The sequence below is a fragment of the Geovibrio ferrireducens genome (genome assembly GCF_026226615.1).
Classification (GTDB): domain Bacteria; phylum Chrysiogenota; class Deferribacteres; order Deferribacterales; family Geovibrionaceae; genus Geovibrio; species Geovibrio ferrireducens.
The window spans coordinates 85524-110501 of sequence record NZ_JAJAPB010000008.1; the positions used below are offsets into that span (position 1 = coordinate 85524).

At 48.7% G+C, this 24978-nt stretch carries 20 protein-coding genes; 9 read left to right on the forward strand and 11 right to left on the reverse strand.

The annotated features are described in order from the left end of the window. The first annotated feature begins 125 nt into the window (after positions 1 to 125). The 7 genes from OSQ85_RS09830 to OSQ85_RS09860 all read left to right on the forward strand — a co-directional run bounded on the left by OSQ85_RS09830 (position 126) and on the right by OSQ85_RS09860 (position 9900). Positions 126 to 2420 (forward strand): TonB-dependent receptor domain-containing protein, encoded by a 2295-nt coding sequence (locus OSQ85_RS09830; protein ID WP_265822780.1) that lies wholly within the window; start codon positions 126 to 128, stop codon positions 2418 to 2420. Positions 2421 to 2670: 250 nt separating this feature from the next. After that, the gene (locus OSQ85_RS09835) at positions 2671 to 2961 is read left to right on the forward strand and encodes a DUF3649 domain-containing protein (RefSeq protein ID WP_265822782.1); all 291 of its coding nucleotides are present in this window, start codon (positions 2671 to 2673) and stop codon (positions 2959 to 2961) included. Next, the gene (locus tag OSQ85_RS09840; RefSeq protein WP_265822783.1) at positions 2958 to 4643 is read left to right on the forward strand and encodes a PepSY-associated TM helix domain-containing protein; all 1686 of its coding nucleotides are present in this window, start codon (positions 2958 to 2960) and stop codon (positions 4641 to 4643) included. Before OSQ85_RS09835 ends, OSQ85_RS09840 begins: the two co-directional genes overlap by 4 nt. Further along, a complete protein-coding gene (locus tag OSQ85_RS09845) occupies positions 4643 to 4927 on the forward strand; it encodes a DUF3325 domain-containing protein (protein ID WP_265822785.1) in 285 nt (94 codons plus the stop codon). Before OSQ85_RS09840 ends, OSQ85_RS09845 begins: the two co-directional genes overlap by 1 nt. Before the next feature lie 318 nt (positions 4928 to 5245). Next, a complete protein-coding gene (locus OSQ85_RS09850; protein WP_265822787.1) occupies positions 5246 to 6547 on the forward strand; it encodes an efflux RND transporter periplasmic adaptor subunit in 1302 nt (433 codons plus the stop codon). After that, a complete protein-coding gene (locus OSQ85_RS09855) occupies positions 6547 to 8487 on the forward strand; it encodes a MacB family efflux pump subunit (RefSeq protein ID WP_265822789.1) in 1941 nt (646 codons plus the stop codon). The genes OSQ85_RS09850 and OSQ85_RS09855 overlap by 1 nt, the downstream gene beginning before the upstream one ends. 9 nt (positions 8488 to 8496) lie before the next feature. Then, a complete protein-coding gene (locus OSQ85_RS09860) occupies positions 8497 to 9900 on the forward strand; it encodes an efflux transporter outer membrane subunit (RefSeq protein ID WP_265822790.1) in 1404 nt (467 codons plus the stop codon). Between the two features lie 51 nt (positions 9901 to 9951). Here the strand turns inward: OSQ85_RS09860 and OSQ85_RS09865 are convergent, their stop codons facing one another. The 4 genes from OSQ85_RS09865 to OSQ85_RS09880 all read right to left on the reverse strand — a co-directional run bounded on the left by OSQ85_RS09865 (position 9952) and on the right by OSQ85_RS09880 (position 14465). Next, positions 9952 to 11106 carry an MFS transporter gene (locus tag OSQ85_RS09865; protein WP_265822791.1) on the reverse strand — a complete coding sequence of 385 codons (1155 nt, stop codon included), beginning with the start codon at positions 11104 to 11106 and terminating at the stop codon, positions 9952 to 9954. Positions 11107 to 11223: 117 nt separating this feature from the next. Next, entirely contained in the window at positions 11224 to 12453 is a 1230-nt protein-coding gene (locus tag OSQ85_RS09870; RefSeq protein WP_265822792.1) for an OprD family outer membrane porin, read from the reverse strand. A gap of 65 nt (positions 12454 to 12518) precedes the next feature. Further along, a complete protein-coding gene (locus OSQ85_RS09875; RefSeq protein ID WP_265822793.1) occupies positions 12519 to 14048 on the reverse strand; it encodes an FAD-dependent oxidoreductase in 1530 nt (509 codons plus the stop codon). 66 nt (positions 14049 to 14114) lie between these two features. Beyond that, the gene (locus OSQ85_RS09880) at positions 14115 to 14465 is read right to left on the reverse strand and encodes a cytochrome c3 family protein (protein ID WP_265822794.1); all 351 of its coding nucleotides are present in this window, start codon (positions 14463 to 14465) and stop codon (positions 14115 to 14117) included. A gap of 336 nt (positions 14466 to 14801) precedes the next feature. Between OSQ85_RS09880 and OSQ85_RS09885 the strand changes: the two genes are divergently transcribed. Beyond that, positions 14802 to 15539, forward strand: coding sequence for a FadR/GntR family transcriptional regulator (locus tag OSQ85_RS09885; protein WP_265822795.1), 738 nt, complete (start codon positions 14802 to 14804; stop codon positions 15537 to 15539). Positions 15540 to 15635: 96 nt separating this feature from the next. Beyond that, positions 15636 to 17852, forward strand: coding sequence for an alkaline phosphatase D family protein (locus tag OSQ85_RS09890; protein WP_265822797.1), 2217 nt, complete (start codon positions 15636 to 15638; stop codon positions 17850 to 17852). A gap of 21 nt (positions 17853 to 17873) precedes the next feature. Here OSQ85_RS09890 and OSQ85_RS09895 read toward each other — a convergent pair whose 3' ends face one another. The 7 genes from OSQ85_RS09895 to gabT form a co-directional block, all read right to left on the reverse strand. Then, positions 17874 to 18236, reverse strand: a complete 363-nt coding sequence (locus OSQ85_RS09895; protein WP_265822798.1) for a molybdenum cofactor biosynthesis protein MoaE — start codon at positions 18234 to 18236, stop codon at positions 17874 to 17876. 95 nt (positions 18237 to 18331) lie between these two features. After that, positions 18332 to 19045, reverse strand: coding sequence for an ABC transporter ATP-binding protein (locus OSQ85_RS09900; protein ID WP_265822799.1), 714 nt, complete (start codon positions 19043 to 19045; stop codon positions 18332 to 18334). Further along, entirely contained in the window at positions 19026 to 19757 is a 732-nt protein-coding gene (locus OSQ85_RS09905) for an ABC transporter ATP-binding protein (RefSeq protein WP_265822800.1), read from the reverse strand. Before OSQ85_RS09905 ends, OSQ85_RS09900 begins: the two co-directional genes overlap by 20 nt. 10 nt (positions 19758 to 19767) lie before the next feature. Beyond that, positions 19768 to 20811, reverse strand: a complete 1044-nt coding sequence (locus OSQ85_RS09910) for a branched-chain amino acid ABC transporter permease (protein WP_265822801.1) — start codon at positions 20809 to 20811, stop codon at positions 19768 to 19770. Positions 20812 to 20823: 12 nt separating this feature from the next. After that, positions 20824 to 21708, reverse strand: coding sequence for a branched-chain amino acid ABC transporter permease (locus tag OSQ85_RS09915; protein WP_265822802.1), 885 nt, complete (start codon positions 21706 to 21708; stop codon positions 20824 to 20826). Positions 21709 to 21774: 66 nt separating this feature from the next. Then, complete coding sequence (locus tag OSQ85_RS09920) at positions 21775 to 23007, reverse strand: ABC transporter substrate-binding protein (RefSeq protein ID WP_265822803.1); 1233 nt, start codon at positions 23005 to 23007, stop codon at positions 21775 to 21777. Between the two features lie 166 nt (positions 23008 to 23173). Further along, positions 23174 to 24517 carry a 4-aminobutyrate--2-oxoglutarate transaminase gene (gene gabT, locus OSQ85_RS09925; RefSeq protein ID WP_265822804.1) on the reverse strand — a complete coding sequence of 448 codons (1344 nt, stop codon included), beginning with the start codon at positions 24515 to 24517 and terminating at the stop codon, positions 23174 to 23176. Positions 24518 to 24978: the final 461 nt, after the last annotated feature.

The window sequence follows — 24978 nt, forward strand, 5'->3', positions numbered from 1 at the left end:
AAGTGTGTTTAAACTCAAAAAATAATGAATATATAAATTTCTCTTTATTACCAGAGAGAAAGCAACCAAGGGGCAGGACGATCGCTTAAAAGCGACCGCCCAAATTATTTATCCGGAGGATATTGATGAATTTACGTGCCAAACTGCGCAGCTTATGCGCACTGACGCTGACAGCAGGCGCTTTTGCGATGCCGGCATCAGCCGGGGAAACAATCCAGCTTGAATCTGTGGTGGTTACCGCCGCAGGCTACGAGCAGAAAATCAAGGATGCTCCCGCCAGCATTTCTGTTATCACAAGGGAGGAGCTGGACAGAAAGCCCTATATCACCCTTCTTGACGCTGTAAGGGACATAGAAGGGATCGACATAGGCGAAACAGTGGACAAGACCGGACAGGGAACCATCAGCATAAGGGGTATGGGGTCGGATTACACCCTTGTGATGATCGACGGCAAACGCCAGAGCAACATAGGGGATATATACCCCAACAGTTTCGGCGGCAACCAGTTTAACCATATTCCGCCTCTTGACATGATAGAGAGAATCGAGGTTATCAGAGGCCCCATGTCAACCCTTTACGGTGCGGATGCCATGGGCGGCGTAATTAACATCATAACCAAGAAAGTTGCTGACCGCTGGACAGGTTCGGCAACTTTCAGCCGCAACTTTCAGGAAGATTCAGGCTTCGGTGACGACACCACCCAGAGTTTCAGCATAATGGGCCCCATTATAGCAGGTAAAATAGGTGTAAGCCTTTACGGAAGCATATTTGACCGTGAGGAATCAGCTCCTGCCCTTGAATCAGTAACAGCCCCCGACGGAGTGACATATGACCGCACACTGGGCTTCGGCGGATGGGGCAAAACCGCGGAAAACAAAACATGGAACCTCGGTGTCGGTGTTACTTTCACTCCGAACAAGGCACACACTATAAAGGTTGACTACGATACATCCAATCAGGAATATGACAACACTGAAAGCAACCTAGGAACAGTGGACAGCATAGAAACCATATGGAGAAACCAGCGTGTCGGCTACCACGAAACAATGAAGTTCAGGCGCGACCAGTGGTCTGTTACCCATAATGCGGACTGGAACCTCGGCAAGAGCGAACTGAGGCTTTCCTATGTGGAAACAGCAAACGAAGGGCGCTCCATGCCCCTCACCGCGTCAGAGCGTCTTCTTGTGCAGGATCTTAAAACTGCTTATCCCGCAAGCAGCTATGAAGCTTTCCTTTCTCAGCTTTCAGCGGACGAAAGAGCAGCCTTCTTAGCCCTCTTTCCCCGCGCGGACAGACCCCTTGAAACACGCCAGTACACTCTGGACGCAAAATACGAACTGCCTCTGGGAGCACACCACATAATATTCGGCGGTCAGTATATTGATGCCGAGATGGAGGACGGAGTTTTCGGACTCAAGGACGGAAGCTACGATGCGGGTACAGTGCAGGAACACCGCCAGTGGTCGCTCTTTGCGGAAGACAGCTGGAAGGCTCTTCAATTTCTTACCCTCACAGGCGGACTTCGCTATGACCACCACAACGAATTCGGCGGTCACTTAAGCCCGCGTGTGTATGCTGTTGTTGATATTAACGATGAATGGGCTGTAAAAGGCGGCGTAAGCACAGGCTACAAAGCACCCAAAGCCAGCGATCTCTATGCGGGAATAACAGGTTTCGGCGGTCAGGGCACAAGCCCGTGGGTCGGCAATCCGGATCTCAAGCCGGAAACAAGCGTAAACAGCGAGCTTGCCGTCTACTGGGAAGCCAAAGCCGGACACAGCTTCAACGCGACTGTCTTCATGAACAAGTTTGAAGATAAAATAGCCTCAGGAGAAACCATAATTGTTGATTTCGGTGACGGCTGGGATCAGATAGGCAGCGGCTACACTACATACAGACAGAAGCGCAACCTTGATGAGGCTGAGATAAAAGGTCTTGAGGTAGCAGGAAAGGTTCAGCTTCCTTACGGGCTTTCTTTCAGAGCTAACTACACTTATACGGATTCTGAAATCACAAAAGGCGATGAAAAAGGCAAACCCCTCACCGATACGGCTGAGCATATGGCAAATGCTACCCTTGACTGGTATGCAAACCCGAAACTTATGCTTTTCCTGAATGCCAACTACAGCGGCGAGAGAACAGGCGGAACATACACCCTGAACGGTGTAAGCCACGAGTTCAAGTACAAGAAATCTCTCCTTTTTCATCTGGGAGGCTCGCTTAAACTTTCCGAAAACGTGACATTCAACGCCCGTGTGAACAACCTGCTTGATAAAGATTTCAGCAAGTACAAAGTCATCTACAACGATGCCAACTCAAACGGAAGCTATGCAGACTCAGGCGACATCACATATCTGAACGACTATAACGTAATCCAGAAAGCGCGCAGCTACTGGGCATCAGTAAACGTAAAATTCTAAACCATTTATAACATTCATGCAGGTCTCATCAAAGAGGCCTGCATTCTTTCATAAGTTAGAAGGGATGAAAAATATTGACACTCACTAATAAAATTGTTATCCAAATGCTGACATATGCTTGGAGGCTTCGCCTCATAAGCCCCGAAATCCGTCCTTTTCAGAGATTCAGAACATGTCGGCAGCAAAAACGGAAGCAGCGCTTCCCGGCTGCTTCCTCAAATCAGGCATTACTTATTTACAGGGGGTCAGAATGACCAGCTATTCAGGACTAAAATACAGGCTTGAAACAGCCTCCCGTATTTTTCTGGCAATCGTGGGCGGGTACATACTTTCCGCATTTGCCGCAATATGGATCACACGCCTTGTTCCATTTGAGGCCAGATACGCCTCAATAACAGGCAACATGCTGTTTTTTATCATCTACACATGCGCGGTGATATGGACTTTTGCAAATATTAAAACAATTAAAGCATGGCTGGGGATCTGCATTCCCGCCGCTGTTCTGGGCGGTCTGCTCCTGCTTCCGTGGAGCGGGCAATGAGAGAAAAATTCCGTCAGTCAATAGGCTGGCTCCATTCATGGAGCGGGCTGATAATAGGTTGGCTCCTTTTCGCTATTTTCTTCACAGGAACCTACTCATATTTCAGAAACGAAATAACCTACTGGATGCAGCCGGAACTGCACGGCTCAGCACCCGCGGGAAATGAAGCCATGCTGGCGGCGGACTACCTCGACAGAGTAGCCCCTGAATCATCATCATGGTCAATAACTCTGCCGACAGAAAGAAGCAGGGTAACTCAGGTGGCATTCAGAGAGCAGCCCGCCGCGCAGAATACCGAACGCCCGCGGAGGGAACGCCAGCCCGGAGAGGAAAGCAGCCGCCCCGCAGGTGAAAGAAGAGAACGCGCAGCAGCACCGGAAAGCAGAGAACAGCCCGAAGCGGGGAACACTCAGCAGACTGATGCATCCCCCATGAGAATACCCATGGCAGTTCACTACCTCGACTCCCAGACCGGAGAGCGCATAATCCCCAGAGAAACAAGCGGAGGAACATTCCTCTACCGTTTTCATGTGGAGCTTTACGGCATGGACAGAATCACCGGGCGAAAAATAATCGGAGCCGCCACAATGGTTATGCTCATAGCCATAATAAGCGGCATAATTATCCATAAAAGAATTTTTGCGGACTTTTTCACTTTCCGCAGAAAGAAAGGGACGAGAACATGGATAGACGCACACATATTCACCGCTGTCCTCGCCCTCCCCTACCACATCATGATCACCTACTCCGGTTTAGTTCTGCTTATGATGATTCTGCTTCCGTGGAACACGGACGGCCTACGCAGAATGCCCGCCCAGAACCAGCAGCAGAGGCAGGCGGAAATCGTAACCGAAAGGGTGAAGCTCACTCCATTAGCCCCTATACTGCAGGACGCTGAGGAAAGGCTCGGTTCAAAAATTGAGCGTATAGCGATCAGCAATCAGGGTAAAAACAATATGATAATGGAAATAACCCCTGTCGGCAGAAAAAGCATAACCGCAACAGGAAGAGGGAGCGGCTCCTCCGTAAAAGCTGTTTATAAAGGTTCAAACGGCAGATTCATGGGAGAGTCAGTAACCGAAGCCCCGAACAAAATCGCAGCAACTATGAATGTTTTAAGCTCGCTCCACCTTGCCAGATTTGCAGATACATTCACAAGATGGCTGTTCTTCATCTCCGGCGCCCTAGGTACTGTGATGGTAGGTACGGGGCTCATAATCTGGACAAACAAAAAAACCAAATCAATGGACAAATCCTTCGGAAGAAAGCTTGTCGAGGTGCTTAACATTGGCGGAATAACAGGCCTTATCGCCGCTACGGGCGTGCATTTCTGGTCAAACAGGCTCCTCCCTTTTGATCTCGCATCAAGATCCGGCTGGGAAATACGGATGTTTTTCACTGCGTGGCTTCTCTGCTGCCTGCATCCGCTGATAAGACCCGCAAAAAAAGCATGGACGGAGCAGCTTACGCTCTGCGCTGCGCTCTACTGCCTTATGCCCGTGCTGAATGCCTTCACCTCCAAGGTGAACCTGTTCAGCGCGATAGTTCAGGGGAATGCGATTATTGCCGGGTTTGACCTCACTGTTTTCGGGCTTGGAGTTCTTTTTGCATACGCAGCATGGAAGACTTCGGGCATAGAGATGAAAACGGCTGTAAATACCGCTATGCAGGAGGCGCGCTGATGGTTTACGGAATAATGTCGCTTATTATATCGTTCATCGGTTTTTCCGCCCTCGCACTGACACTGGACAGGCACTGGCAGCAGTTCAGAAACGGTATACCCGGCGCAAAGGAAAAACTCGCGCTCCGGTCTGCCGGATGGCTTCTGCTTCTTGTATCAGTATTTCCCTGCACTGCAAACTGGGGAACAGCAATAGGCCTGAGCGTCTGGTTCGGCATCATAAGTGTTTCCGGAAGCGTTCTGGTGATGCTTTTGTCATACGCCCCTGTGAAAGCAATAAAATAATTTCAGTGTTACCCCTGGGCAAAGTTAACCCGTCATTGAATCAGTATGGTTTAATTTTGTCTTATAACTTGAAGTCGCACCGCTTCCTGTAGGTCGGTGCGGCTTCTTGCTTTTAAGGAGAATGGAGAAGTATGAATAATTTGCACACATTTGAGCAGAAAATACACTGCACAAAAGCGGTTACACTTTTTTTATCCTTATTTACAAACCATTAACCTTAAACCATAGCAAAGGCACAAATATTGCTGATAACGAATACGGCAATCAGAATCTCAGAAAAGTCTGTTGCCTGTATGATTTATATTGATAGGGATTGAAATGAACAGAAAAAATGCACCGTCAAAAACAAAAAGAGTACTTTTTTTTACCGTATCCGCCGCCATAGCGGTAATCATTGCCGTGACAGCATTCAGCCTATGGAAAGACATTTCCTCAAAGCGCAATGCCGTTTCAGCAAGGGCAACCGCACAGGTTCAGAGGGGAAATATCGAGGTTCTGGTATCGGCAACGGGAACATTGCAGCCCCTTGATTATGTTGATGTGGGCGCGCAGGTCTCAGGACAGCTTACAAAAATACATGTCGAGGTGGGGAGCGAAGTCAAAACAGGGGAACTTCTGGCAGAGATCGACCCTACCCTTTTTATGGCTCAGGTTGATGCCAGCCGTGCGCAGCTCCGCTATCAGCGGGCTCAGCTTAAGGACAGGGAAGCGCAGCTTGCTCTTGCGGTGAGCCAGCTCGCACGCCAGCAGAATCTCTACAGCGAAGATGCCACAACCCTTGAAACAGTTCAGAACGCTGAGGCCAGCCACAAATCAGCCGCCGCACAGCTTGAAATGCTCAAGGCGCAGATAGAACAGACAGAATCAGACCTCAGAGCAGATGAGGCGAACCTGAACTATACCAAAATTTACGCTCCGATGGACGGCACGGTGGTTTCTGTCAGCGCACGTCAGGGGCAGACACTGAACGCCAACCAGTCAGCACCGACCATACTCCAGATAGCTGATCTCACTACAATGACTGTTCAGACGGAAGTGTCCGAAGCGGACATCATAAAGCTCAAAACAGGCATAAGAGCATACTTCACAACTCTGGGCAGCCAGGGAAGAAGATGGTACGGAGAACTGAGGCGCATTGAACCCACACCCACTACGGAGAATAATGTTGTGCTGTACAATGCGCTCTTTGATGTGGAAAACGCTGAACGCAGCCTTCTTCCGCAGATGACTGCACAAGTATTCTTCATAACAGCATCAGCCCGTGACACGCTTCTTGTGCCTGTGGCGGCGGTAAAAGCTTTATCCCCGGCGGAACCGGCAGAAGAAGCACGCCGTCCGCGGGAGAATGACACAGCCGCAGAAGGCCAGAAGCCGCGCAAAAGAAGGCAGCAGGAAAATTCCGTTCAGCTGTCAGCGGCGGAAGCAACGATTATAAAACCTGACGGAACATCAGAGACAAGGGCAGTAAAAATAGGGATCACAAACCGTATTCTGGCTCAGGTGCTTGAAGGTCTCAGCGAAGGAGAAACAGTGCTCCTTTACCCGTCTGAGACCAAGAAAGCCACTCAGAACAACAACTTCGGCGGGCCTCCCGGAATGGGTATGCCGGGGATGCGCTGATGAACGGAAACAGGATGCCCCTGATAGACCTCCGGGGCATTTACAAAACATATAAAACAGGCGAGCTCTCTGTTGAGGTTCTCCACGGAATAGATCTCAGGATACATCAGGGCGAGTTTGTAGCCATAATGGGCGCTTCCGGCTCAGGAAAATCCACCCTGATGAACATTCTCGGCTGTCTGGATCAGGCCACGGACGGCACATATCTTTTCATGGGAGAGGATGTGTCACACCTCGGCAAAGACGATCTGGCCAGACTCCGGCGTGAGGAATTCGGTTTCATATTCCAGAGCTACAACCTCATAAGCACTGCAACTGCGGCGGAAAACACTGAGGTTCCGGCAGTTTATGCAGGCATTCCCCAGCATGCCCGCAGGAAAAGAGCAATTGAGCTTTTAACAGATCTGGGGCTGGACGACAGAACCCACCATCGCCCGTCACAGCTTTCCGGCGGGCAGCAGCAGAGGGTTTCAGTAGCCCGCGCACTGATGAACGGAGGGCGTATAATCTTAGCTGATGAACCCACCGGAGCATTGGACAGCAAAAGCGGCACAGAGGTGATGAAACTCCTCGGTGAGCTTTCAGCCAAGGGGCACACAGTAATACTCATTACCCACGAACGAAGAATAGCAGAATACGCAGACAGAATAATAGAAATAAGCGACGGAAACATATTAAGCGACACACAGATAAAGACCGCACCGGAAAAACCGGAGATATACCGTCCGGAACCGGAGAAGGTTTCAAGGTTCGCAGAGCTGGCTGAGGCAACAAAAACCGCAGTGCGATCACTCAGGAGCAATGTTTTCAGAACAATACTCACTCTGCTGGGAATAGTCATTGGTGTAGCCTCTGTTATAACCATGCTGGCCATAGGTGACGGCGCAAAGCAGGAGGTTGTGGACAGAATAAGCTCTCTGGGCAGCAACCTGATGAATGTCCGCCCCGGAGCGCCGAACATGAGGGGGCGCTCAAACGTAGCCACCCTTGTTCCGGATGATGTGAAAGCGATAAAAGACCTTCCGAACATATTAGCGGCAGTACCGGAACAGGAAAGCTCCGTAACGGTAAGGTTTGAGGAATCTGACCACTCCACACGCATAAACGGAACCTCGCCGGACTATATCATCGCCAGAAACTGGAAAGTAACAGACGGAACTTTCTTCACCGATGAGGACGAAGACCTTTACGCCACAGTGGCTGTTCTGGGTAAAACCGTTGCCGATGCTCTTTTCAGCGGTAAGGAACCGGTGGGAAACTACATACTCATCAACAATATCCCGTTCCAGGTAATAGGAATTATGGCTGAAATGGGCGCAGGTCTGGGCGGGCAGGATCAGGATGACATTATATTTGTTCCGTACACCACAGGCAGTCTGCGTATTACCGGACAGAACTATCTGCGCAATATAACCGTTGCAGTTAAGGACACATCAGTCATAAGCGAAACGCAGGATGCAGTCTTTACCGTGATCCTCGCTATGCACGGCGGAGTTGAGGACTTCCAGATACGCAACATGGCATCGCTGATCGAAAACGTTTCCGAAACGCAGAACACCATGACGATACTTCTGGGCTCCATAGCCGCAATATCGCTTCTGGTCGGGGGGATAGGCGTAATGAACATAATGCTTGTTTCGGTAACTGAGCGCACAAGGGAAATAGGCATACGCATGGCCACAGGAGCCAGAATGCGGAACATACTCCAGCAGTTTCTCATCGAAGCGGTCACGGTCTCAGCCCTCGGCGGACTCATCGGTGTGGCGGCAGGTATAGGTACTGCCGGTGCGGTTGCCGCTTTCGGCATGCCTGTAAAATATGAAATGACTCCGGTAATCGCCGCTTTCGGCTGTGCCTTCGCGACAGGGCTTATATTCGGCTATCTGCCCGCAAGAAAGGCGGCAGGTCTGAACCCCGTTACTGCCCTTGCTTCGGAATAGAGGTTAAATATGATAATACGTAAAATAACATACACTCTGTGCGCGTCCGCCCTGCTCTTTTCTGCCGGGTGCGCCGCAAGACAGGCGGAAACTTTCACCCCGCCCGCCATGCCTGTTTCATGGTCTGCCGTGCATGACAACAAATCTGCCTCAATAGATGCTGAATGGTGGAAGAGCTTCAACTCACAGATACTGGCAGAACTGATTGATAAAAGCCTTGAACAGAGCCCGGACATCGCAACTGCCGCTGAAAGCATAATACAGGCAAAGGCACAGCTGAAAAGCACCGGAGCATCCATGTTCCCCTCTGTTAATCTTAACGGCGGTTCATCTGCCAGCCGGAATTTCCCTTCGGAAGGTTCGGCCAGAACAAGCGAATCAACCAGCCTTTCACTTGGTGTAAGCTATGAGGTGGATCTCTGGGGCAAAATATCAGCACAGGTGCGCGGAGCCGGTGAGTCACTGAAAGCAGCCGGTTACGACTATGACGCGGTGAAGCTTACACTCACATCTGGGGTGGCAAACGGGTATTTTCAGCTTCTCGCACTGGAAAAAAGGATTGAATACGCAGAAATAAACCTCGAAACTGCCGAACGGATTCTGAAGATAGTACAGTCAAAATACAATAACGGCAGTGCGCTTAAATCGGAACTCCTTAATCAGGAATCCACGGTTCTCAGCAGAAAAAGCACCCTTCTTTCCCTTGAAGAGGAGAAAAAGCAGACGCTGAACGCCCTCGCCGTTCTCACTGGAACTGCTCCGCAGGATTTCAAAACCGCCACTGACAGCTTCAGTGAGCTGGAAATACCTGAAATCTCTGCCGGGCTGCCCTCGGATCTTCTGCTGAGAAGACCGGATCTGGCAAAGGCAGAGGCGCAGATAGCCGCCGCAGACGCAAATGTTGAAGCAGCCAGAGCAGCTCTTTTCCCCTCCCTCTCCCTCTCCGGCTCCACAGGGCTGGCAACGGATGCCCTGCTCTCCCTCACAAATCCTGCGGCAAGCATAGGGTTGTCAGCCTCAGTGGTTCAGTCGATATTTGACGGCGGAACAAGACGAAGCCAGATACAGATAAGCGAATCACAGAAGCGGGTGCTGGCGAAAAACTACCGCAAATCGGTACTGACAGCACTGCAGGAGGTTGAGGATGCTCTCAATTCCGTTAAATACGGAGAGGAAAGAGAAGAGATCCAGAACCAGACAACAGCCAAGCTTGAGTACTCTCTCCGCCTTACAGAGATTATGTACAGAGAAGGTTCATCCAGCCTGTCTGATGTTCTGGATGCCCAGACCTCGCTCTTTCAGGCAAGGGATCAGTTAGCCTCTCTGCGCCTGACTAGGATAAATGCGGCGGTTGATATGTTCAAAGTGCTGGGGGGAGGCTGGAAAGTGCCTGAGAAACCGGCAGAAAAATAATGAATACGGGCTATGCCTCTGTTTTAAACTGCGGCATAGCCTCATTATAAATCATTTTACCGTTCCCGCACGCAGCGGAAAAAGAAAAATCACAGTTCCGCCAATGCCTACAGCACCGGAAACAAAGAAAACCGCACCGGAACCCAAAGCACCGTAGATTAATGACCCTGCCAGAGGTCCCGCCGCAAGCCCCATATTCATAATAAGATTAAATACTCCTATGGCTCTGCCCATACCCAGTTTTCCGCCCTCCTCAAAGAGAGCGGCGGTACAGGCAGGCTGTGATAATGCGCCGAAAAACCCCACTCCTGCGCACACTAACACCAAGCCTGAAAAACCAGAAGCAAACGGAATAAAGAGATACATTGCAGATGCAGCAGCGCCGCCGAAACCTATTACATTTTTAAGGGGGAAAAATCTGTTCAGCACACTCAGAGGGCGCAGACTGAAAGTCATAAAAACAGTGGATATGCAAAGTACAATGCCTGAGCGGAAACTGTCCAGCTTCATGCCGTGCTCTATAAAAAGCGGAAGAAATGCTGCGCATGAAGATATTCCGAATGCCCTGCAAAAAATGAACGATACTAGGCCGATATACCTTATACCCGGACGGAATGGCAGGGTATTGATGTTTTCCTTTTCTTTTTTGCTGTTGATTCCTGATGCTCCGGTTAGGAGAACAATCAGGAGTGAAACAGCACAAAGGACTGCAAGCAGAATGAAAACCCCGTCAAACCCTGCTGAATTTCTCACTGCGCCGCCCACCAGAGGCCCTGCGCCCAACGCACCGTAAAATGACATATCGAAGGTTCCGCTCACTGATGCAAAGCTGGTTTTACGGGTATTGTTCCCCAGAACAGCAAGAACCGATGCACGGAAAGCCGCACAGGCAGCACCCTGAAATATACGCAGAATGACCACTGCGCTGACACTCCCTGCAAAGAGGTAACCGCATGATACCAGACAGAAACATACAACGGAAAGCACAAGCACACGCCCTGCCCCGGAATCCGAAACAGCGTTCCCTGCCGGAACACTGAAAAATATCTTCGAGACTGAGTAGAAAGCCAGAGGAACACCGAGAAGCGCCCCTCTGGCTCCCAGTTCAAACACGTACAGGGAAAAAAAGGAGTCCACAACCCCGTAACCGAGGGTTATGCAGAAATTTATAATAAAAAGCGCAGTAAACAGCTTTCTGTTTTCCATATCAAAATCCGTTAAGGAGGAGCCGGACACGCCCGTGGAAGCGTGTCCAGCTGTTACGTTTATGTCCGCCTGCTGTGTGATGCTGCGGAAACAGGCGGACAGGAGGTCAAAAGACTGTTATTTCTTGCCGTTTAAGGCAAAGTTATATCTGAGGTAGACTCTGAAATCGTTGTAATCCTCTCCGCCGTCAACATTGATCATGGCATATCTAAGGCGGAGGCTGAGTCCGTCAAATGCGCCGGAAAAATTATATTGAGCGCTTAAATCCGTCTCGCTCATATCCATTGAAGCATTGCTGCCGGATTCCGGAGTGTCGTATATCGTGTGAAAAGCGTAAGCACTGAGCCCGTTAAGTCCGATTTTAGAAAAATCGTAGCCGACTTTAAGAGCATAGGCATCCTCTTCCGCTCTTCCAGCAGCAAGAACCTGCTGGATTATTACTTTGCCGTCGCCCCATGGAACAAACAGATCATCGTCTCCTGTTTTCGCATAGAAGCCTGTCACATCAAAACCGTATGCAGCAAAACCCGTGTTGAAGCCGAACTGATCCGTATCAAACTCTCCGCCCAGATCATCACCTTTGGATTTCTGGAAAAGCGCCGAAGGGTTGAAATACAGGTTATAGTCTCCGAGCTTTTTGGAGGCTGAAAGCTGAACATAGTTCGAGCCGAAAACATCCTCCATGTCATAATGCCAGCCCTGAACGGTGATTTTTGCCGCTTCAACGGGAAGAGTATATTTCACCCCGCCCACTATGAGAGCTTTGTCATCATCGGCTCCCGCATTTACGGACTTAACGATGTCCATCGCCTCATCATCTGTCCAACCCATGTAACCAGTTATATAATAAGCTGACAGTTCAAGGTTTTTAATACTGTTATTTACGATGGAGAGCCCTTCATATGACTTAGGCATCATGCGTATATCGTGAGTGTTCATGAAAGGGGTGTTGATCTCCTGAGCGCCGTATTTTACTCTGGTATTAAACCATTCCCCCTGAATATAATATTCCTGAAGACGTGTGAAGCTTTCGTGATTGCCGTTTGAATCTCTTTGAAGAAGTCCGTATACAGCCTTGTCATCATCGCTGTATATGTCGCTGGAAGAGGCAAAGGCAAATCCGGCGCTGATACCGTAAATAGGCGCAGTTTTGTAATAAAACAGTGTGCCCACGGCCATGTCCGCCCTGTCAGGAGTATTTTCATCAAAATCTCTTGCGAAATAGAAGTTCCTTATTTCGCCTTTCAGTGTACCGTTTGTGAAGGCATCTTTAAGTGTGTCTGCAGCGAATGCGGAAGCAGAAACTAAAAAGACTGCCAAAGCTGTAAATAAAACAGAAAGTCTCATTATACTCCTCCAATAAAAATTAAATCCCGCCGTTCTTAAGCAGACGGCGGGAAGATGTGTAAATGCTATTTGGAGATGAATTTTACTGCGTTCTCGCCAGCTATGCGTCCGGAGTTAATAGCAAAACCGAATGTACCGCCGCCGAGTTTGAGATCGTAGCTGTCGCCGTACATCCCGCCAGCATCAAGACCGCCTGCGTAAAGTCCGGGAATAACTGCACCTTTTGTATTGATAACCTCTGTTCTTTCGTTGATTTTTATTCCACCGAGCGTACCCAGTGCTCTGGGATTAAGCTTTGTCACATAGAACGGAGCTTTCGCAACGGGTCTGAGATAATCTGCTTTTTTATGGTAGAGATCATCTTTATGCATTTCTGCCGCTTTGTTGTTGCGCTCAACAGTTGCTTTAAGAACTTTGGGGTCTGCACCAATTTTGGCAGCAACCTCTTCAATAGTGTTGCATTTGAAAACATTGCCGTTGTTTTTGGACAGTTCTTTTGAGAAGTCCTGTTCAAGTTTGTCGAGTTTTGTCCCGAAGATTACCCATTCACCGAGAGGCATCTGGATACCGTCGTTAATAAACATCTGTTTAGTTGTTTCGTCATAGATTGAATAAGCAGTTCCGCCTATTCTTTCGAGAGCATTACCTGACTGCGGCCACTCTGTGATGTTTGATTCGTCAGTATATCTGTGCCCCTGAGGATCAACAAACAGATAAGGCTGAACAGCAGCAGCTATGAGATGAGAAGCCGGATGAAAACCGGCAAGACCGGGACGGTATGACTGCATAACATCCACACCTTCTTTATCGGCGCCTGCCGCCCACGCCATCTGTATTCCTTCACCCATTTTACCGATCTGACCGATAAAAATCATATCGGGGTATCTTGAGAACTGCTTCATCATCTCTTTGTTATTTGCAAAGCCGCCTGTGCCTATAACAACCGCTTTTGCGTTTATAATCACTTTTTCGCCGTCTTTGTCCTCAGCCATTACACCCGCAACTTTACCGTTTTTCACGATGAGAGATTTGCCGGGAGTCTGAAGAAGCAACTGACCGCCTTTATCTTTGAGGGCTTTCGTAAGAGCCTGAACAACAGCCGCACCATGGTGGTAGTGTTTGCCGTCCTCACCGAGATAATCGCCAACAACGTGCCATGTGAGAGGGCCTCCGAAACCGCCAACACCAATGTATTCATACTGGATACCGAACTGTTTGAGCCATTCGATAGTCTCTGCGGACTTGTTTACGAATGCACTTACAAGGGGAGCATTGGCTCTCCAATGGCTGTAGTCCATGATAGTTTTGAACGCGAACTCTTTTGATACATCAATACCCTGTCTTTTCTGGAGAGAGCTTTCAGCAGCGAAAAGACCTTCGGCAAAGTTGCTTGTTCCGCCGGGAATGGCCTGCTTCTCAATAACAATAACTTTAGCACCGAGAAGAGATGCCTGTACTCCGGCAGAAAGACCTGTGGCTCCTGCACCGATTATGGCTATGTCCGTGTTGTACACTTTTTCCGCATAAGCGGGTAAAGACATTACTGCCGCGATTAACAGCGCAAGCAGAAACTTGATGGAAAATAAACGTTTCATCAGTCAACCTCTCTTTATATATTTGGCACTTTCATAAAGCGCCTAAGGTTACCAAAATAAAATTCTCTATTTCACTTTCATGTCAAAGTTATGGCATTCCTTGTTGCAGAAGAGCTCTGAGGGTCTGTGGATTCCGTGGCATTCCTTACAGGCGAGCTCACCCATGTGATTTTCATGAGGGTTTGCTTCTTCCACATTTTTTGTCAGCTCAGCAATAGATTTGTAATCACCGTGACAGGAAAAACATGAAGATGTTTTTGCAGCTGAATCAGGAGTGTCTGTTCCATGACAGTCGGCGCACTGAACATCGTTTTCTTTGTGAGCTCCCCTGAGTTCCCCGGAAGCAAGAACAGAACCCGCAATGAGAACAGCGAACATAATTAACAAAATGATACCGATAAGTTTAGTGATTTTCATATACTGCTCCTTAATAAAAAAATTAACTTTTATATAGCATACCGTAATACATGATATGTCATATGTTATACATTTAATAATTAAACATATAATCATGCACGCTTTCTTGTCAAGAAAATTTTATAAACTGAGGTTGGGCAAGGTTTGATAACTGTTAGTTACCAATAAATAATAAAAACAGATTCATTAAGAAGCTTAACATTTCGACATTTACAAAACTATACAGAAAACAATTAATAATATCTTGACTTTAGCACCCTTAAATATGGTATTATTAAATGTTAGAGCATTTGTTATTAAGTCTTATGATTACTTACAGATACACGGAGAACACAATTGAAGGTATTCCAGCCAGTCAGGCAGGTAAAAGCTTCTGATGAAGTTTTTAATCAGCTAAAAGATTCCATTATTACAGGTACGTACAAGACAGGAGACAAACTCCCCTCTGAAAGAGAGCTCATTGAGATGTTCAAAGTCAGCAGAACTGTTGTGAGAGAGGCCATGAAGGTTCTGGCCGCCACGGGTTTTGTTGAAATACGTTACGGTGCAACCGGCGGGGCTTTTGTAAACGACCTGACATTTGACAGACTCAGCGATGCATGGGGGGATCTTTTCTCATCCGGCAAACTGTCAATTCCTGAACTCTGTCAGGCCAGAATACTCATTGAACCGCATGTAGCACGGCTTGCAGCAGAAAATAGAAATAATGAATACATTGATAAGCTGGAAAAAGCCCTCTCAAACGAAGGGCTTCACAACACATACCCCGATACCGTGCATGAAAGGCAGAAGGTGCATTATGTTTTGGCAGAAATGTGCCGGAACAGATTCCTTGAATCTATAGTCAAATCGCTTGTGATCCTTATCAGAAATATCACGGAAGAGTTTCAACCGCCCACAGATGAAGTCCACCCTCTCGGCATGCACAATGCTCTTGTGAAAGCCGTTATCGCAGGAGACGGTGACGCAGCGGAAAAAGAGATGCGCGCGCACCTCATAGAATTCAATGACCGCATGGCTGCGGCAGAAGAAAAATACAGAAAATCCCAGAAAAAAATCTGGACTGCAGGCTGACATTTTTTTCATATAATAATTTTATTTACTTAAAAATTTACTGACAACTTAGTTGCATTATCCGCTAAGGGCAATATTTCTTTAGAGGAGCGGATAATGCTTAACAGAAGAGACTTTCTGAAAATAACCACAGTCGCGGCGACCGCGGCTTCACTCGGCATGCTCGGAGGGTGCGGAAGCAGCTCCGACGGAGACAACACGGAAGTTTCTGCGGAACACTTCCCTCAGTCAGTAGTTTCCGGAGACCCAAAGGCAGACAGCGTAATACTTTGGACACGCCTCGCCGGAGACACCCTCGGAGGAGGCTCTCACAAAATCACACTCATAGCAGCCTCAGATAAAGAGCTCAAAAACACAGTCGCATCACACGACCTAACCGTAACTGCGGAACACGATTACTGCACTAAGGTTAAAATCACCGGACTTCAACCCGGCAGTTTCTACTACTACAGGTTCCATTACGACAAGAACGGAAAACGCTACACCACACGCACAGCCAGAACAAAAACCGCCCCCGCAGCGGATGCGGATGTCCCGATTAAGTTTACCTTCCTGAGCTGTCAGGACTATATAGGCAGATACTACAACTCTCTGGCTTACCACCTTCAGAATGTTACAGACATTGACTTCGTGGTCCATCTCGGTGACTACATTTATGAAACAACCGGAGACCCTTCCTTTCAGAACATTACTGATGCAAGAAAAATTACTTTCACAGATACAGCAGGCGCTGTCGCCCTCGGAACTGATCAGCCCTACTACGGTGCGGCTTCAGTCTCCAACTACAGAGAAATATATAAAAAATACAGAACAGATTCTGTACTCCAGAGATTTCATGAGCTTTACCCTATAATAGCAATATGGGACGACCATGAGTTTTCCGATGACTGCTGGGGAGCCACAGCAACCTATTTTGATGAAAAAAAGGATGAATTTGATACTTTAAGAAGAATGAACTCCGAGCAGGCTTTCTATGAGTTTCTCCCGGTTGACAACACTGCTTCGGAAGGAGCCTTCCAGACTCCCGATTCGCAGCTTTACGGACAAATTAACAACGCCGGGGTGTACAGAGATTTCCGCTTCGGAAAACATCTGCATTTAATACTATCAGATTACAGAACATTCCGTCCCGATCACCTCATACCCGAAGGAGCATTCCCCGGAAAGGTGGTTCTGGATAAGGCCGCAGTAACTGCTGTCTTTGAGGCGCAGTATCCCGGACAGGGCGCGGCTGTTTATGAACTTCAGAAGGCAGCCTTCGGCCCTTATGTGGATATGACCTCAGCACCCTGGAACGCATACTCCGCGGCTCTGGTTCCCACACTTGCTTATGTTTACATGCAGGAAGGACTCAGCCAGACAGACGCAGGTATAAAAGCGACAGCGGATCTGAACGGGCTTGTGAGCGCATATGTTTTCAATGCGCTTGTAACTGCATACAACTCCGCAGTAACCGCCGAGAACCAGCTTCCTCTCATTGATGACAACACGTATAATAACGTCCTCGACAGAGGCATAGCCTACATGCACATAGGGAAACAGGGCTATTTCAGTGACATAGGCTCCAGATACGGCGTAGTAAAAGCCACATACGATATGCTTGCGGGCTATAAGGCAATGGTGGATGTTCTGGCAGCGAAAACCCCTGAGAATGTTTTCGGCGATACTCAGCTTGCGTGGCTCACAAACAAAATAAGCACCAGCAGCGCGACAAACATCTGTTTCGGCAGCTCAGTTTCCACAACGTCACTCATATGGGATATGGCAGCCCTTGACATCCCCGCAGACTACAAACAGAGATTTTACGCAAACGTAGACCATTGGGACGGCTTCCCGAACCGCAAGAATATGCTCCTTGAGCAGTTGGGCGCAAGCGGCAAAAGAGCTTTCGTTATCTCCGGCGACATACACGCCTCATTTGTAACAGACCACACCACTTCGGGAGCAAATGTTGCGGATTTCACAGGGACTTCTGTTTCCTCTTCCACTTTCATAAACATGGTGGAGCATGCGGTAGAGGCTGTTCTGGCGGCAGGAGCATTCACGGATGACCAGAAAACGGCAGTGAGAGCCAAGCTCATCACAAATCTTGATGATTCGCTGCTTGAGGCGTTTGATCCTATGATTTTCGCCGATACGGCAAGAAACGGATTCGTAACCGTGACGGTGACAGAGGGTAATGTCACAGCGGATTACTACCTTACAGAAAGAGATGATGTTTTTGAGAGCTTTTATAAAAAAATGAACGAGCTCACTGTCACTCACAAAAAGTTCGTGTTTGACGGAACTCAGGTGGCAGAAGAACAGTCCTGAAAAAAGGGGGCAAATGCCCCCTTACCCTTTATATTCCTTTTTCGTCACCGCTTCCGCCTTTATCCTGTCCAGCAGAAGAGCGAGAGCGGGTTTGACATTCTCTCTTATATCACCCGCGACTATGAGAAAAAGCACATCGTCCCCCGGCGACATAATGCCGGAGCGGGCTTCTATAACCACTTTGTATATACCTTCCATAGCCTCGACATCACGGCGTATCTGCTCTATCTTATCCTGATCGCTGTGAACTTCCATCTTCTGGACGGAGGCATGGTCTCCCCTTGACCAGCCGCGCACTGTTCCGTTATGTATCAGAATCATGCCGACATTGGCCGCAAAGTCTTTATCTTTTTTGAGTTCCGCTATAGTTGCCGAAATATCCATTATATCTCCTTATTAATAAACCTGTGAAATAATAGAGACTATAACGTAAAGCTCAGGTAAAAAGAAGGGCGGCATTACCCGCCCGCTTAAAAAGTTTAAACTCCGAGATAAGCCGCTTTCACATGAGGATCGGTGAGGAGCATCTGGCTTTCTCCCTCCAGAACCACCTGCCCCTGCTCCATAACATAGGCTCTGTCGCTTATTGCCAGCGAGTTCACAAGATCCTGCTCCACAAGAACAATTGTCGTTTCATAATCTATCGCTATGCGCTTGACAGCTGCGAAAATATCCTTTTTAAGCACAGGAGCAAGACCAAGGGAAGGCTCATCCAGCATCATAAGCTTCGGCTGTGCCATTATGCCCCTGCCTATTGCCACCATCTGCTGTTCTCCGCCTGAGAGTGTGCAGGCAAGCTGCTTCTGCCTTTCAGCCAGACGGGGAAACAGGGCGTACACCTCTTCCAGATTGCGTTTGAAGTTTGCCTTGGCGTTTTTGTTATATGCCCCCATCTCAAGGTTTTCATACACAGTCATCAGTGAGAAAAGCCTTCTCCCCTCCGGAACATGGACAAGCCCTCTCGTCACGATTTCATCGGCCGGAACACGGCTGACATTCTCTCCTCTGAAGCTCACAGAACCGGACATGGGTTTGATAAGCCCTGATATGGCTTTAAGCAGGCTGGACTTGCCGGCTCCGTTCCCGCCGACAATGCTGACGACCTCGCCCTCATTGATATGAAGGGAAACATCGAAAAGCACCTGTATCTCGCCGTAGCCCGCGTTCAGTTTTTCAATGCTGAGTAGCGACATATTCATCCCCCAGATAAGCCTTAATAACTTCCGGATCAGCGACAACCTCGTGCGGATCGCCTTCAGCTATCTTTTTCCCGAAGTTGATAACATACACCCTGTCAGACAGGTTCATAATAGCCTGCATTATATGCTCAACTATAACGATGGAAACCCCGACGGAATTGATTCTTTTAATAATAGGCAGCATCTCCGAAACCTCGGATGGACGAAGACCCGCCATAACCTCATCAAGCAGCAGAAGCTTAGGCTCGGTAGCCAGCGCACGGGCAAGCTCAAGCCTTTTGCGTTCCGGCAGTGTGAGGTTTTTCGCCTGAACATCTCTTTTATCATATAGATCAAGCATTCTGAGAACTTCCAGAGATTTTGCCTCAGCCTCGTCCATTCTGTTGGTGTTTGCGAATGCCCCAACCACTGTATTGTAAAGCACAGTCTTTGTCACAAAAGGCTTAACCACCTGAAACGTTCTGGTTATGCCCAGTCTGCATATATCATAGGGCTTTTTGCCCGCTATCTCTTTCCCCATGAATTTGATACTGCCGGAAGTGGGGGGAAGCGCACCGGCTATGCAGTTGAAAAGCGTGGTTTTCCCTGCACCGTTGGGGCCTATTATGCCCACTATCTGCCCTTCCTGAACCGCCAGATCAACATTGTTTACAGCGGTAAGGCCGCTGAACTGCTTGACCGCCTTGGTAACTTCGAGTAAAGCCATATTCCGCTCCTTAATCCGTGACTGCCTCGCCGTTTTTTACGGCGGGCTTCTCTTTTGACGCGAACCTGTCCTTAAGCATGCCTATCCATCTGGAAACCGGCTCCACAAGCCCTCTGGGCTGATAGCGCATAACAATGATCAGTATCAGGCCGAAGATTATCAGGTGAAGTCCCGGCAGAGAATCCGAAAGGTATATTCTCGTCAGTTCGTTCACAGGGCGGAGCAGAAGAGCGCCGAGAACAGGACCCATTATAGTTCCCCTGCCTCCTATGAGGGCAATGAATGCTATCTCGTATGAAAGCTCAAGCCCAAGAACCGATTTGGGGTAGAAATAAAGCATAAGCTGGGCGTAAAAAGTGCCTCCGAGAGCCGTGAGGAAGCAGCTTATGATCATGGCTATGAGCTTATAGCGTGAAACCTTTATGCCCAGCGCCTCCGCCGCGTCCTTCTCTTCGCCGCCCGCCGCAAGATAGTAACCTATTTTTGAGTTCATCATGATGTAGGTAAGCAGAAGAACCAGAAGCAGCATAACGAGGATTATGTAATAGTAAGGAACCTTGCTCATAAACTGGAAATGAACAAACGAGCTTTCTGTAAGATTAATCAGAAGCCCCTTCGGCCCCCTGATCTCAAGCGGGCCTATCTTCTCCACGTTTTCTACAAAAACCCTCAGCCCCTCACCGAAGGCTATTGTGGCAAGTGCAAAATATGCTCCCCTGAGCTTAAGTGTGGGCAGACCGATGAGTATTCCCATCAGCGCGGCAACCACGCCTCCGGCAAACATCCCTATCCACGGACTGAGACCGTAGGTGAGATAAAGAGTGGTCGATGTGTACGCCCCTATCCCCACAAATGCCGAATGCCCCAGAGGGAGAACACCCGCAAAACCGCCCACAAAGTTCCAGCAGGAGGTGAGATAAGCGTAGAATATTATAAGTATAAGAATCTGCATAACCGAAGGGCTGCTCACAAACACAGGAACAGCAAACAGCAGAGCGATTATTGCAAGGGTAATGCCTATGTTGGATGGCTTTTGATTAAGAAGAAATTTCATTCCGCCCTCCCCTCAATAATCCTGTTTCAGACCGAAAAGCCCTGACGGCTTAACGAACAGAACAAACAGGAAAAACACGTAAATCAGCATCTCTGTCCATGTGGCCGCCATGAACTGAGCTCCGACTGTTTCTATGAGGCCGATTATTATTCCGCCGAGAATAGCACCGGGAACACTCCCCAGACCGCCGAGAACGACAATCACAAACGCCTTGATGTCAAACGGAACGCCCACTGTGGGGTAGACATAATAGAACGGCACAAGAACACACGCCGCCACGCCGCAGCAGGCGCAGCCTAATCCAAAAACGATATTGTATATTCTGGTCTGCTTTATCCCCATGAGCGTTGCCGCCTCACGGTCAAGACTTGTGGCGCGCACCGCCTTGCCCATGCGGGAATGCCTGAGAAACCAGTAAAGATAAATACCGAGGAGAAGGGTTACACCCGCACCTATTATCTTTGACCAGAGAAAATACATATCGAATATCTCAAGCATCTGACCGGAGACAGCGGTCTTAGCCACCCTGAACTCAGCGCCGAAAAGAAGCAACGCAAGGTTGTCCAGAACATACCATATCCCTGTTGTCACAATGATCACCGTTATTGGCTCGCGGATGTCCTTCTCCGCCTCAAATATAGGCTTGATGACAAACTTCTGAAGATAAAAACCGAAAAAATAAAGAAACGGCACGACAACAAACAGCGCCAGATAAGGGTTAAGCCCGGTGAGGGTGACAAACCAGTAGGCGGCGAACATTCCCACCATAAGGATTGAGCCGTGGGCGAAGTTGATAACCTTCATAACGCCGAAAATAAGAGTAAGCCCTACGGCGGTGAGGCCGTATATTGACCCCATAAGAATGCCGTTTATCACAGACTCGACATAACCAATCATGTGTAAGCTCCTTGGAAAGACCCGGAGGAGAGCCTGCGCCCTCCTCCTGTCCTTATATGACTTTTATTATTTGTTAGGTTGAGGGAAAACAGGGGTGTAACCTGCTCTTCTCACGTTTTTCGGCCATACGGTGATGCGTTCCATGTCTTTCCCTTTCTGACGGATCTGAACAATAACCAGACTGGCGTTTTTGTTCTGTCCGCTCTGGTCAAACTGGATGCAGTCATAGGCAAGAAGACCCACAGTACCGCCGCAGAGGTTGGTTTCATTGAGCGCTTTGCGGATAGCATCGGGCTTTGTGGAGCCTGCTCTTTCAAGCACGTCTTTTATGAGATACATAGCGGCATAAGCATCAACGGATTCACCCGCAAGGCTGTAGCCGTATTTTTTGGCGAATTTTTCGTTGGTTTCCTTAAGTCCGGGACGGTTAAGGTCGGCTTCCCACTCAACAAGGTCGAATATGTATTCTGCGTTCTTTCCGGCAGCTTTGAGGAAGGAAGGGTCAGCGTGTCCGCCGCCGCTTGTTACTATGGCTTTTACGTTTACTTTCATTTCAGCCATTGTGTTTGTGAGGAGGATTGCATCAGCGGCGTTTGAAGTCATAAAAACAACATCAGCCTTGGAGCGTTTAAGCTTAATCACAACAGGTGTGAGGTCGCTTGCTGTACTGGGATAGGGCTCATCAAGAACAACTTTGTAGCCTCTTTCTTTTGCCATTTCACGCCATTTTTCAGCGAAGCCCACGCCCCAGTCACCGTTTTCATAAACGAAGGCAACGTTTTTAACATCAACGCCGAATTCCTTTTTCATGTCATCAAGGAACTTGAACTGATCCCTTGTCCACCATGAATCTTTTGCGGCTATACGGAAAACATTTTTGAAGCCTCTTTCTGTGATGGTGTCACGCACAGAAACAGGAACAATAAAGGGCATGCCGTAACGCTCAGCAGTCTGAGTAACAGGGTAAGTAACCGCAGAGTTCCACGCTCCTGTGAGTATGTGCACTTTTTCAGAGTTAATAAGACGCTCAGCCTCTGTAACTCCGGTGGTGGGGTCGCTTTTGCTGTCAGAGAAAATAAGCTGGAGCTTCGCTCCGCCGAGGGCTTTTATGCCGCCTGCGGCATTGATCTCCTCAACAGCCATTTCACGGGCATTTTTACCCTGAATGCCCACAGACGCAGAAGGGCCTGAGAGGGGGATAATGTTGCCGATTTTGATTGTTTCTGCGGCTTCCGCCTGCCCGAAAGAGCAGAGTGCGGTAAGCAGTGCAAGAAAAGGAAGGACTTTGAACAACTTCATATCTTTCTCCTGTTTTATTTTTACGGACTTGGCCGTATGTGATATTAATTTTTAAGCAGGCTGTGACAGCAGCAATCCGCACATCCTGTCGGATTGCCGCACACGCTCACGGCGGGGTAAACCCGCCTTCGCTGCGCACGGCGCAGTTCCATCCATGGAACTGTTCTTATTTCAGCGTTTTGCGCACAGCGGATTCAAATATGTCCATAGCCTGAGTAAGCTGTTCATTGGTGAGTACGAGGGGTGGGAGGAACCTCACCACGTTGCCGAAGATTCCCGCGCCTATTACAAGCAGCCCCTGTTTGAAGCATTCTGCGTTTATGGCGCTGACAGCGTCCTTATAAGGCTCCTTTGTTACCGGGTCTTTCACAAACTCAATGCCTATCATTGAGCCAAGACCCCGCACATCGCCGATCTGGGGAAACTCTTTCTGAAGAGCTCTTACCCTGTCCATAATGTAAGCGCCTATTTTCAGCGATTTTTCGCTGAGGTTCTGCTCCTCCATCATTCTGATAGAGGCAAGCGCAGCTTCGCATGCAACGGGGTTTCCGCCGTATGTGCCGCCTATTCCGCCTGCGCCGACTGAGTCCATAATCTCCTTTTTGCCTACCACAGCGGAGATAGGCATCCCTGAACCGAGGGATTTGGCCATAGTGACGAGATCTGGCTCCACACCGAAATGGTCAACGGCAAACATTTTTCCGGTACGGCAGAAGCCTGACTGCACTTCGTCTGCGATGAGCACTATGCCGTACTCATCGCATATTTCCCTTAAGCCCTGCCAGTAACCCTTGGGAGGCACATTGAAGCCGCCCTCACCCTGAACGGGCTCAAGTATCACCGCAGCTATATTCATCGGGTTGACTTCGGAAACGAAGAAACGCCTGAAATAATCAAGGTATGCTTTGCATGCCTCCTCCTCGGAGGTATTTATCTGTCCTCTGTAAATATTGGGGAACGGAACCTTGTAGATTTCAGGAGCAAAGGGGCCAAAACCGTCTTTGTAAGGCTTGACCTTGCTTGTGAGTGTCATGGTAAGGAGTGTTCTGCCGTGAAAGCCTGATTCAAATGCGACTATTCCGGTGCGTTTGGTGTATGTTCTGGCTATTTTGATGGCGTTTTCAACAGCTTCCGCTCCGCTGTTTACAAACATTGCTTTCTTGGGCGATTTGCCCGGCGCTATCTGCGTGAGCTTCTCTGCCAGACGTACATAAGGTTCGTACATGCTTACCATAAAGCAGGAGTGCAGAAGCCTGTCCGCCTGTTCCTTGATGGCTTTGACCACCTCATCGGGGCAGTGGCCGCAGGAGGTAACCCCTATGCCTGCATAAAAATCAAGGTAAGTGTTGCCGTCCGTGTCCTCTATGACAGCGCCTTTAGCCTGTTTAACAACAAATGGGAATGTGCATGATATGCCGCCTGCCACGTAAGTGGCTTTATCCTCAATAATTTTCTTTGTGCGTTCGCTCTGGTGGGCGCTGATTTTCGCCAGTTCCTTTCCGTTTAACATGAGAAACAGCCTCCGGATTAATAACGTTTAATAGTTATGAGCAACGGCTGTGCCACAGAGGTTTTTATCTGATAAATAAGCGAAAAAGGCTGATACAGTGACTTTGAAACGGCAGAGGTTAACTTTGGTTTACCGGAGCGTCAACCATAGCTTACCGGGTCAACTATGGTTTACCGTGAAATAAAAAGCCCGCAGCACGGGAAAAACTGCGGGGCTAAGATATTTGGGAAGAGTAAGTCCTGATTAATGTTGATAAGAAACACATGCACATTTGTGATTGCACCTGAAAAAAATCCCCCTCAATCCCCCTTTGACAAAGGGGGAAGCGGCTGTCCTGACAACATAAATCCGGACATCCTGTCGGATTTATTTACACGCTCACGGCGGTATAAACCCGCCTTCGCTACGCACGGCGCAGCCCCTGTCCGTGGGGCTGTTTACGTCATTTTGAACCCTGAAAT